Here is a 10,542-nt window from a genome sequence, read left to right as displayed (position 1 = left end):
CGTTTCACCGGGGCCCTCCGGGCGCTTCCCTTCGTTCTTGCGTTTCCGACTCTATCAGACTCTTTCGTGTCCGATTCCCGGCCGAAGCGGGTTCCTGCTGTTTCGCTTTCCAGTTCTTCGCTTTCGCGTTTCCCTTTCCGGCGAGTCCGACTCTATCAGATCCTTTCGGGCCTGATTCCCAGTCAGTGGGGTTTGCCGTCCCGGCCGCTGGGCCGTTCCGACGAGTGAGACTTTAGCGGAATCCCCAGCCCCGACGCTAATCGGGTCTCCTTCGAACACTGATTCCTCATTTCGCACGTGCGCACATAAAAACCCGCGACAGACGTCGCTCGTTTCGGTGGTTACTGCGGAATGGTTGTCCGGGGACCGACCGGAGTCGGCGCTCACGTCGGACAACTCGGAGCACACTACGGACCGGTGTGGGGCGTGTCAACCCCGGTCCGCCCGCCCCGTCACAGTAGGCCGGCCGGTAGTCGCGTGGGCTGGTGGCCAGGTGTGTCGCGAAGTGCTGGCGCATGGTGATCTCGCTGCCGGACCCGCGCGGCGTGCGACCTCGGGAAGAGCCAGGTCTGTGCGCTCCAGCAGCTTCTGGGCTGCGTCGATGCGTTGCGTGATCAGCCGGCGCATCGGCGTCGTACCGGTGGTGGCCTGGAAATGGCGGGCGAAGGTGCGGGCGGGCAGGCCGGCCGCGCCAGGATTGGTTGCGGTGGGGCCGCAGGGCTGGAAGCTGAGCGCCGAAGGAGTGGCTCGTGCCACCGCCTTGACGTTGCATGGCGGTGGGTTCGCGGGCGTGGTGTGCTGCGAGGAGCTGGTGACCGTCGTCAAGGAGTAGCTGGTCAGCCGTTGCCTGTGGCCAGCTCACGGCTGCGGTCGCGGGCAGCTTCCAGAGCGGCGATGAGGGCGGCCCGAACCCCGTGGTTCTCCAGTTCCCGGATGGCGCTGATCGTTGTGCCGGCCGGGCTGGTGACGGCCTCACGGAGCTTGACCGGGTGTTCACCGCTGTCCCGGAGCATGACCGCCGCCCCGATGGCGGCCTGGACGATCAGGTCGTGGGCCTGGGCGCGCGGCAGGCCTAGCAGAATGCCGGCGTCGGTCATCGCCTCGACGAGGAAGTAGAAGTACGCGGGCCCCGATCCGGAGAGTGCGGTGGCCGCGTCCTGCTGGGACTCGGGGACCCGGAGCGTCTTGCCGACGCCTCCGAAGATCGCCTCGGCGTGGTCAAGGTGCTCGGCGGTGGCGTGACTGCCCGCGGAGATGACGGACATGCCTTCGTCCACCAGGACGGGTGTGTTCGGCATGACGCGTACGACCGGGGTGCCTGAGGCGAGGCTGTCCTCGATGAAGGCCGTCGTGATACCGGCGGCGGCGCTGATGACGAGGCGGTCCGCGGTGATGTGGGGGGCGAGCTCGCCGAGGAGCCGGCCCATGTCCTGGGGCTTGACCGCGAGGATGAGGATGTCGGCGCTCTTGGCGGCCTCGGCGTTGGTGACGGCCTCGACTCCGTAGCGGGTGCGGAGCTCCTCGGCGCGTTCGGTGCGGCGGGTGGTCACCAGCAGGTCGCGAGCCCGCCAACCCGCCCGGATCATGCCGCTGAGCAGGGCCTCGCCGATCTTTCCGGTACCGAGGACTGCGACTGTCTGGGTCATGCGGTTCATCCTCCGGGTGGCGGTGCGCGGTGCTGCTCGTCGGTCGCCATCCTCGCACCGCGCCGTCAGGTGGTGCGGCGCCGGAGGGTGGCGGCGCCCGGGCGAGGCCGGTGATGCTGCCCGGCTCGACGGCGAAGTCGAGGCCGTGCGGTCTCCCCTTACGACGGTGAGCGCGCGGGCCTCGACGGCACTCGCGTCCGCAGGGGCTCGACACATCCATCATGCGATGACCGGTGATCCCGCCGACGCGCCCTCGTCAAGGGATACGGCCTGCCCCGCCGGGGCGGTCAGCGGACCAGCACGCCGGCTCCGACCTCATAACGCTTCTCGACCATGTCGTCGGGGAACACGGCTGCCAGCTGTCCGCGCTCCTCGTCCAGGGAGCGGCGGCGCGCGAAGTCACCGGATGCGGAAGGCTGCGCGAACCGGGTCCTCCCGGTGCGCCGTAAGCGCCGCTCTCCGCCCGGGGTGACGGCGCAGCCGGGTGTCATGGCCGGCGATTCAGCGGACGGTTCATCGTGCATACGCCCCGGGCGCTTCTACCGGCGCCCGGAGCGCTTTCCCTTGGCGCTCTTGCGGGCCGCCGGATTGCCGGTCCGGGACGAGCGGCGCTTCGTGTACTGGGCGAGCGCCGTCTCGTACTCCGTGCGACGCAGCTTCTCGCCCGGTGCCTCGGTGAACGAGCGGATGAAATAGGCGAGGAGCGAGCCGATGAAGCCGATCGACTTGAGACCGCGCAGCCGGTCCTCATGGGCCGGGTCGGCGGGGCGGCGGGTGAAGCCCTCCCAGGTCTTGCGGAAGGCGATGGCGCTGCAGACCGCGAACATCAGCACGACCAGCATGCCGACGAAGCTGCCGACCTCGGCGATCTCCAGCCCCTGGTAAGCGAAGCGCAGGACGAAGCACGCGGCGACGGCCGCGACGAGCGAGCCGACGGTGGCACCCACGCGCCGCAGCCCGTACCCGCCGTCATGGTCGACCCAGGTCGTACCGAAGAGACGGAGGGTTTCGGGCTGCGGCCCTGGTGTGGTGCCGCCCGAAGGCTCGGCCGAGGACGTTCCGGGGGCTTCACTGTTCTCGCTCACGGAATCGATTATCCCCGGGCGCGTGCCGGTTCCGTCAGTCGCAGCGCGGAGCGATGTACCCGTCACTGCCTGTCTTGACGTAGGCGTCGGCCACGAACTGGCCGTTGGCGATGTTGTCCCAGAGGTTCGACGTGCCGTACGGGCCGGACACCCGCTCCCCCGGCTTCTGGCAGTACACCGGGACGCTCATCCCGTACGGCAGCGTCCGGACGATCCCGTACCGCGTCCCGGGTCCCCTGCGGACGTTGACGCGGTATCCAGGAGCGATCGGGTAGACGACGGTGTCCGCGGCGAGCGCCGTGACCTCCTCGCCGGCGACCGCGCCGGCGTCCGTGGTGGTTGTGCCGGCCGTGTTCTCTTCAACACCCATGAGGGCCTCCCCCGTTGAAAGCGATGCGTGTGACGCGCAGGCTAACAAGCCCCACGCTCCTCGCACGCACCATCGACTAGGCTCCGTTCGTCGCGCTTGCGCACGAACACACGGGGGTGGGCGATGCCGCCGCTGCGAGGGACCGGATCACATCCGGAAGCGGAGCATCCTGAGTACGCCGGACAGTACCGGCTCGAGGCATGTCTCGGCGCGGGCGGCATGGGTGTCGTGCACCTGGCGCGCTCCGCCTCCGGGCTCCAGCTCGCGGTGAAGGTGGTCCACCGCCAGCACGCGGCGGACCCCGAGTTCAGGGCACGTTTCCGGCAGGAGGTCGCGGCTGCCCGAAGGGTCAGCGGGGCGTTCACCGCGCCGGTCGTGGATGCCGATCCGGCGGCCGCGCTGCCCTGGATGGCCACCCTCTACGTACCCGGCCCGACGCTCGCCGCGCAGGTGAAGCGGAACGGACCTATGAGCCCCGCCGAGCTGCGCAGGCTCACGGCAGGCCTCGCCGAGGCTTTGCGCGACATCCACCGGGCCGGTGTCATCCACCGGGATCTCAAGCCCAGCAACGTTCTGCTCCCCGACTCCGGGCCCAAGGTCATCGACTTCGGGATCTCACGGCCGTACGACAGCGATCTCCGCACGGAGACGGGCAAGCTGATCGGCTCGCCGCCGTACATGGCGCCCGAGCAGTTCCAGCGGCCCCGTGAGGTCGGTCCGGCCGCGGACGTGTTCGCACTGGGGGCGGTGCTGGTGCACGCGGCGACGGGCCGGGGCCCGTTCGACTCGGACAGCCCGTACCTGGTGGCCTACCAGGTGGTGCACGACGAGGCCGATCTGGCCGGGGTGCCGGCGGATCTCGCGCCCCTGGTCGGTCGCTGCCTGGCCAAGGACCCGGCGGAGCGCCCCACCCCGGGCGAGATCATGGCCGCGCTGCACCCTCCGTCGTACGAGGCGGCCGCCTTCATACCGGTCCAGCGCAGGCCGCTCGCCGCCGAGTGCGGGGAAGCCGACGAGGACATGGGGGCGGACGAGGAGACCACGCACGTGCGTGCGGCGGGCGGGCCGCCCTCCGGATCCGGGCCGGGGGCGGTGCCGGGCCGTCGCACGCGGCACCGGCTCGCAGCCGTCGCCGCGGCAGTGGTGCTGCTGGCCGGCGGTCTCTGGGCGGCCGGAGCCTGGGGCGGGTCCGGGACGCCGGAGGCGGAAACCGGCGCGGGCGCGGAGAAGGAGCGCGCGACGGCCGTCGTACCGTGGCAGACCACCTTGCGCTCCCCGGGCAGCTCGACTCCGTCGTGTGCCCCGGGGGCAGGTTCGGGCTCCGCCCTGTACTGCGTGACCGACGGTTTCGGCACCGCCCGGCTGGATCCTTCGGACGGCCGGGTGGTCTGGGCGCACCGGGACGCGTCGAAGAGCTCCGGGAGCACGAGTCCTGTCGGCGCGGTGTCCGGGAGCATGGCCTACACCGTCGTGGCGGGCGAGAAGCTCCGCACGTACTCCTCCGGCAGCGGAATTGAGCTCTGGCATACGGATCTCTCCCGGTACGTCGACACCCCCTTGCCTGCGGGTGACACCCTGCTGACGGCCCGCCAGGACGGAACGCTCCAGGGACTCGACTCGGCGACCGGCGCCTCCAGGTGGCGGCACGCCGTCCCGGGACACATGCGGCCGGGTTACGCCGTGTACGACGCCGCGACCGGTCTCGCGTACGCGTACGAGAGCTCGGCTCAGGGGGCCACCACCCTGGTCACGGCCATCGAGGCGAAGACCGGCAGCACGGCCTGGCAGCGCAGGCTGGACGGGATGCTCACTCCGGCAGGGATGTCGGGCGGGGCGCTCCTGCTGACCTCCATGAACGAGAAGGCGCAGACCACCGCACTCGTCCGCTACGACCCGGCGCTGCGGAGCACGGCCCGCATCGCGCTGCCCTTCCGGATGAACGGGCCGGAGACCGTGGTGGACGGAGACACCGCCCTGCTGCTGGAGCGCGGCGGAACCCTGCTGGCCGTCGACATCCGCCCGGGCGGAGGGCGGGCCGAGCGTTGGCGGCTGGAGACGGCTGTCGGGATGACCTCGGCGCCGGTCCTCGGAGCGGGCGGCCGGCTGTACTTCTCTGCCGCCGACGGCCGGCTGCTCGCCGTCGACACGGAGCAGGGGACGCTGCTCGGCCAGACGCGTCCGAGGCTCAGGGACGGCAGGCTCAGCCATGCCTCGTCCCTGCCCGCCCCCGTCGTCCTGGGCGGAAGCGTCATCGGCACCGGACCGGACGGAACCGTCTTCGCCGTGGACGCGGACGACCCCGCCCACTGGTGAGATCAGGGACGGGGCCGGACAGGCCGCAGGGGGTCAGCCGAGCTTGGAGACGTCGCGGACCGCGCCCCGGTCCGCGCTCGTGGCCATCGCCGCGTAGGCGCGCAGGGCCGCCGAGACCTTGCGGTCACGGTTCTTCGGCGCGTACACGCCGTTCAGCGCCTCGCGGCGGGCGTCCAGATCGGCGTCGGGGACGAGGAGCTCGATCGAACGGTTGGGGATGTCGATCCGGATCCGGTCGCCGTCCTCGACCAGCGCGATCGTGCCGCCGGACGCCGCCTCGGGCGACGCGTGGCCGATGGACAGGCCCGACGTACCGCCGGAGAAGCGGCCGTCGGTGACCAGCGCGCAGGTCTTGCCGAGGCCACGGCCCTTGAGGAACGACGTCGGGTAGAGCATCTCCTGCATGCCGGGGCCGCCCTTGGGGCCCTCGTAGCGGATGACGACCACGTCGCCGTCCTTGATCTCCTTGCGGAGGATCTTGTCGACGGCGTCGTCCTGCGACTCGCAGACGACGGCCGGGCCCTCGAAGGTCCAGATCGACTCGTCGACGCCCGCCGTCTTCACGACGCAGCCGTCCACGGCGAGATTGCCCTTGAGGACCGCGAGGCCGCCGTCCTTGGAGTACGCGTGCTCCAGGTCGCGGATGCAGCCGCCCGCGGCGTCCAGGTCCAGGGTGTCCCAGCGCTCCGACTGCGAGAAGGCCGTCGCCGAGCGGACGCAGCCGGGAGCCGCGTGCCAGAGCTCGACGGCCTCGGGCGAGGGGGAGCCGCCGCGGATGTCCCAGTTCTTCAGCCACTCGGCAAGGGTGTCGGAGTGGACCGAGTGCACGTCCTCGTTGAGGAGACCGGCCCGGTGCAGCTCGCCGAGGAGGGCGGGGATGCCGCCCGCCCGGTGGACGTCCTCCATGTAGTACGTGCCGCCGGGGGCGACGTTGGGGGCGACCTTCGACAGACAGGGCACGCGTCGCGAGACCGCGTTGATGTCGTCGAGATCGTAGGCGAGCTCGGCCTCCTGCGCCGCGGCGAGCAGGTGCAGGATCGTGTTGGTCGAGCCGCCCATGGCGATGTCGAGCGCCATGGCGTTGTCGAACGCGGCACGGGTGCCGATGGCCCGGGGCAGGACGGTCGCGTCGTCCTGCTCGTAGTAGCGCCGGGTGATGTCGACGACCGTGCGGCCCGCGTCCTCGTACAGCGCCTTGCGGGCGGTGTGCGTGGCGAGGACCGAGCCGTTGCCGGGGAGGGAGAGGCCGAGGACCTCGGTCAGGCAGTTCATCGAGTTGGCGGTGAACATGCCGGAGCAGCTGCCGCAGGTGGGGCAGGCGTTCTCCTCGATGCGGAGGATGTCCTCGTCGGAGATACTCTCGTCGACCGCGTCGCTGATCGCGTTGACCAGGTCGAGCTTGCGGACCGTGCCGTCGACGAGGGTGGCCTTGCCGGCCTCCATCGGACCGCCGGAGACGAACACCGTGGGGATGTTGAGGCGCATCGCGGCCATCAGCATGCCGGGGGTGATCTTGTCGCAGTTGGAGATACAGATCAGGGCGTCGGCGCAGTGGGCCTCGACCATGTACTCGACGCTGTCCGCGATGAGGTCACGGGAGGGCAGGCTGTAGAGCATGCCGTTGTGTCCCATGGCGATGCCGTCGTCCACCGCGATGGTGTTGAACTCACGGGGCACCGCGCCCGCCGCCTTGATCGCCTCGGAGACGATTCGGCCGACTGGGGCGAGGTGGGTGTGGCCCGGGACGAACTCGGTGAAGGAGTTGGCCACCGCGATGATCGGCTTACCGATGTCCTCACTGGCTACGCCGGACGCCCGCATAAGGGCGCGGGCGCCGGCCATGTTGCGGCCGTGGGTGACAGTGCGGGACCTCAGCTGGGGCATCGTCGCTCGCTCCTTCGACAGAAAAGACTGTCTCCGAGCGTACGCCCCTCGTGCCAAGATCTGGACACGCCGTCCGACAGGCGGGACGGGGCGCCCAGTGCGCGGGCACGTGACAGGCCCGGACCGGATCACCCGTCGTCCAGATACCACGGGGGCTGGGGCTGGGGCTGGGGCCACCATCGCGATGATCTTCTCGGGGTCCATGGACGCCAGTGGCTCCGCCCTGATGACGTACCGCGGGATCGAGATGCCTAGCATGTGCGAGGCCGCCGGTTCGGCACGGAAGGCCGGGCCGGGCACGTCCAGCTCCGCCGCGATCCGCTCCAGCAGCCGGCGCGGCACCTATGCCCGCCGCCTCGTGCGTGAGCGCCGAGCGCCCGGCGTCGGAGCCGGTGGTGTCCGCCGTGCGGGAAGGGCCCCCCGGCGTGGGGACGTGCCGTCGGCGCCGGGTATCACGGGCGGGGAGTCCGCGCCGACGACGCCAGATGGAGCCGGGTGAAGGCGAGCGCTTCCGCGAGATCGGCCTCACGTTCGGCCGAGGACATGGCCCGGCGGGTGTTGACCTCGATGACCACATGGCCGTCGAAGCCGGTACGGGCCAGCCGCTCCAGCAGTTCCGCACACGGCTGGTCGCCCCGGCCGGGCACCAGGTGCTCGTCCTTGTTGGAGCCCTTGCCGTCGGCGAGGTGGACGTGGGCGAGCCGGTCGCCCATCCGGTCCACCATGGCCAGGCTGTCGGTGCGGGCGGTCGCGGTGTGCGAGAGGTCCACCGTGAAGTGCCGGTAGTCGTCATTGCTGACGTCCCAGGCGGGGGCGTACGCGAGCATCTCGCGGTCCCGGTAGCGCCACGGGTACATGTTCTCCACCGCGAAGCGCACATCGGTCTCGTCCGCCATGCGCCAGATGCCGGTGACGAAGTCGCGGGCGTAGTTGCGCTGCCACCGAAACGGCGGGTGGACGACCACCGCCGACGCGCCGAGCGCCTCTGCGGCGGCTCTGGCCCGCTGGAGCTTCACCCACGGATCTGTGGACCAGACCCGCTGGGTGATCAGCAGACAGGGCGCGTGCACCGCCAGGATCGGCACCTGGTGGTAGTCCGAGAGCCGCCTCAGCGCCTCGATGTCCTGGCTGACGGGGTCGGTCCAGACCATGACCTCGACGCCGTCGTAACCGAGGCGCGCAGCGATCTCGAAGGCCGTCGCCGTCGACTCCGGATAGACGGAAGCCGTCGACAGGGCGACCTTCGCATCCGGGATGCGCACCACTGGTTCTGCCACGTGGCCAGGGTACGGGCAGCCGTCCGCGACGCCGAGGGAGCCCGGCTGAAAGTGACCAGGGCCATGAAGGGAGGCAGCCGGGATCAGGCCAGGGCCGCCTGCTCCGTCGGCAGGTGGTCGAGGCGGCGGAGGATGACTCCCTCGCGCAGAGCCCAGGGGCAGATCTCCAGCTCCTCGACCCCGAACAGGTCCATCGCGCCCTCGGCGACGAGCGCCCCCGCCAGGAGCTGTGCGGCGCGCCCCTCGGTGACCCCGGGCAGATTCCCCCGCTGCGCGACGGTCATCGCCGACAGATTCGGCACCCACTCCTCCAGGGCCTTGCGGGTGAGGACGCGCTGCACGTACAGCCCTTCGGCGGAGCGGGCGGCACCCGTGATCCTGGCGAGCTGCCGGAACGTCTTGGAGGTGCCGACGACGCGGTCGGGCGGTCCCAGCCGGGTGAACTCGCCGACCGTACGGGCGATGCCGGCCCGGACATGGCGGCGCAGCGCCCGTACGGCGGTCGGGTCCGGCGGATCGCCCGGGAGCCAGCCGGCGGTGAGCCGGCCGGCGCCGAACGGCAGCGAGACGGCGGCGTCGGGCTCCTCGTCCATCCCGTAGCCGACCTCCAGGGAACCGCCGCCGATGTCGAGGACCAGCAGCTTGCCCGCGGACCAGCCGAACCAGCGGCGGGCGGCGAGGAAGGTCAGCCGGGCCTCCTCCTCACCGCTGAGGACGGCGAGGGCGACACCGGTCTCGTCCTGCACCCGGGCCAGCACCTCGTCCGCGTTGCCCGCCTCCCGCACGGCGGAGGTGGCGAACGCCAGTACGTCCTCGCAGCCCTTGTCCTCGGCTGCCTGAAGGGCGTCGACGACCGTCTTCACGAGGCGGTTCACACCCTCGGGGCCGATGGCGCCGTCCCGGTCGAGGAGTTCGGCGAGCCGCAATTCCGCTTTGTGCGAGTGGGCGGGCAGCGGGCGGGCACCGGGGTGCGCGTCGACCACCAGCAGGTGCACTGTGTTCGACCCCACGTCGAGGACTCCGAGTCTCATACGGGCACGCTACTGCGGCTTACTCTGGGCACGTGCCAAAGACGAAAAAGGCGAAGCCGGACAAAGCCACGAAGAAGCAGCAGAGAACGATGCGGGAGGCACACCAGCCGGAAGGAACGGGGCCGGACGGGCCCGACGAGAAGGGCCTCGACTTCGCGCGGGCCTGGGTCGAATTCCCCGACCCCGCCGACGACGAGCAGATCTTCCGGTGCGATCTGACCTGGCTGACGTCCAGGTGGAACTGCATCTTCGGCAGCGGCTGCCAGGGCATCCAGGCGGGCCGCGCGGACGACGGCTGTTGCACGCTGGGCGCGCACTTCTCGGACGAGGACGACGAGAAGCGGGTGGCCGGGCATGTCGCGCGGCTCACACCGGAGCTGTGGCAGTTCCACGACGTCGGCACGAAGACCGGCTGGGTCGGGGTCGACGAGGACGGCGAGCGCCAGACGCGGCGCTGGGAGGGCTCATGCATCTTCCAGAACCGCCCCGGTTTCGCGGGTGGCATGGGCTGTTCCCTGCACATCCTTGCCCTCAAGGAGGGCAAGGAGCCGCTGGAGACCAAGCCGGACGTGTGCTGGCAGCTGCCGGTCCGCCGTACGTACGACTGGATCGAACGGCCCGACGACACGCGCGTGCTCCAGATCTCGATCGGGGAGTACGACCGCCGGGGCTGGGGCCCCGGTGGCCACGATCTTCACTGGTGGTGCACGTCGGCGACGTCCGCGCACGGGGCCGGTGACCCGGTCTATGTGTCCTACCGTCCCGAGCTCACGGAGATGATGGGCGAGGAGGCCTACGACCGGCTGGCCGAGCTGTGCGAGCAGCGGCTGGCGGCCCTGCTGCCGATGGCGCCGCATCCGGCCGATCCGGCCTGAGAGCGTCCGTCTGCCGCCCTGCCCCGGCGGCCCGGGGCGGAGCGGACAAACGTTCCGCCTC

The 10,542-nt window shown here is 70.9% G+C and carries 10 protein-coding genes and 2 pseudogenes; 3 read left to right on the top strand and 9 right to left on the bottom strand.

What is annotated here, in order from left to right:
* Nucleotides 1-286 precede the first annotated feature (286 nt).
* Nucleotides 287-687, bottom strand: a pseudogene (locus ACWD04_RS19660) (helix-turn-helix domain-containing protein); the annotation flags it as partial.
* Between ACWD04_RS19660 and ACWD04_RS19655 the strand changes: the two are divergent.
* On the top strand, nt 572-832 hold the full coding sequence (locus ACWD04_RS19655) for a hypothetical protein (RefSeq protein WP_451133543.1): 261 nt from the start codon (nt 572-574) through the stop codon (nt 830-832). The pseudogene ACWD04_RS19660 and the gene ACWD04_RS19655 overlap by 116 nt on opposite strands.
* Before the next feature lie 4 nt (nt 833-836).
* On the opposite strand, the gene proC is transcribed toward ACWD04_RS19655, so the two are convergent.
* The 4 genes from proC to ACWD04_RS19635 form a co-directional block, all read right to left on the bottom strand.
* The gene (gene proC / locus ACWD04_RS19650) at nt 837-1,655 is read right to left on the bottom strand and encodes a pyrroline-5-carboxylate reductase (protein ID WP_451133501.1); all 819 of its coding nucleotides are present in this window, start codon (nt 1,653-1,655) and stop codon (nt 837-839) included.
* 278 nt (nt 1,656-1,933) lie between these two features.
* Nucleotides 1,934-2,170, bottom strand: coding sequence for a hypothetical protein (locus ACWD04_RS19645; RefSeq protein ID WP_451133499.1), 237 nt, complete (start codon nt 2,168-2,170; stop codon nt 1,934-1,936).
* Nucleotides 2,171-2,185: 15 nt separating this feature from the next.
* On the bottom strand, nt 2,186-2,731 hold the full coding sequence (locus ACWD04_RS19640; protein ID WP_451133497.1) for a hypothetical protein: 546 nt from the start codon (nt 2,729-2,731) through the stop codon (nt 2,186-2,188).
* A 34-nt stretch (nt 2,732-2,765) separates the two neighbouring features.
* The gene (locus tag ACWD04_RS19635) at nt 2,766-3,101 is read right to left on the bottom strand and encodes an SH3 domain-containing protein (RefSeq protein WP_451133495.1); all 336 of its coding nucleotides are present in this window, start codon (nt 3,099-3,101) and stop codon (nt 2,766-2,768) included.
* 123 nt (nt 3,102-3,224) lie between these two features.
* On the opposite strand from ACWD04_RS19635, the gene ACWD04_RS19630 reads away from it, so the two are divergent.
* A complete protein-coding gene (locus ACWD04_RS19630) occupies nt 3,225-5,414 on the top strand; it encodes a protein kinase domain-containing protein (protein ID WP_451133536.1) in 2,190 nt (729 codons plus the stop codon).
* A gap of 33 nt (nt 5,415-5,447) precedes the next feature.
* Here ACWD04_RS19630 and ilvD read toward each other — a convergent pair whose 3' ends face one another.
* The 4 genes and pseudogenes from ilvD to ACWD04_RS19610 all read right to left on the bottom strand — a co-directional run bounded on the left by ilvD (nt 5,448) and on the right by ACWD04_RS19610 (nt 9,606).
* A complete protein-coding gene (ilvD, locus tag ACWD04_RS19625; RefSeq protein WP_451133534.1) occupies nt 5,448-7,298 on the bottom strand; it encodes a dihydroxy-acid dehydratase in 1,851 nt (616 codons plus the stop codon).
* A gap of 177 nt (nt 7,299-7,475) precedes the next feature.
* A pseudogene (locus ACWD04_RS19620) lies at nt 7,476-7,640 on the bottom strand (TetR/AcrR family transcriptional regulator); the annotation flags it as partial.
* 110 nt (nt 7,641-7,750) lie between these two features.
* Nucleotides 7,751-8,575: a sugar phosphate isomerase/epimerase family protein gene (locus ACWD04_RS19615; protein WP_451133493.1), complete on the bottom strand. Its 825-nt coding sequence runs from the start codon at nt 8,573-8,575 to the stop codon at nt 7,751-7,753.
* 83 nt (nt 8,576-8,658) lie between these two features.
* Nucleotides 8,659-9,606 carry a Ppx/GppA phosphatase family protein gene (locus tag ACWD04_RS19610; protein ID WP_451133491.1) on the bottom strand — a complete coding sequence of 316 codons (948 nt, stop codon included), beginning with the start codon at nt 9,604-9,606 and terminating at the stop codon, nt 8,659-8,661.
* Nucleotides 9,607-9,638: 32 nt separating this feature from the next.
* Between ACWD04_RS19610 and ACWD04_RS19605 the strand changes: the two genes are divergently transcribed.
* On the top strand, nt 9,639-10,481 hold the full coding sequence (locus ACWD04_RS19605) for a hypothetical protein (RefSeq protein ID WP_451133489.1): 843 nt from the start codon (nt 9,639-9,641) through the stop codon (nt 10,479-10,481).
* Nucleotides 10,482-10,542: the final 61 nt, after the last annotated feature.

The organism is Streptomyces sp. NPDC002911, assembly GCF_053591835.1.
This window is presented reverse-complemented; position numbering and strand designations above follow the sequence as displayed.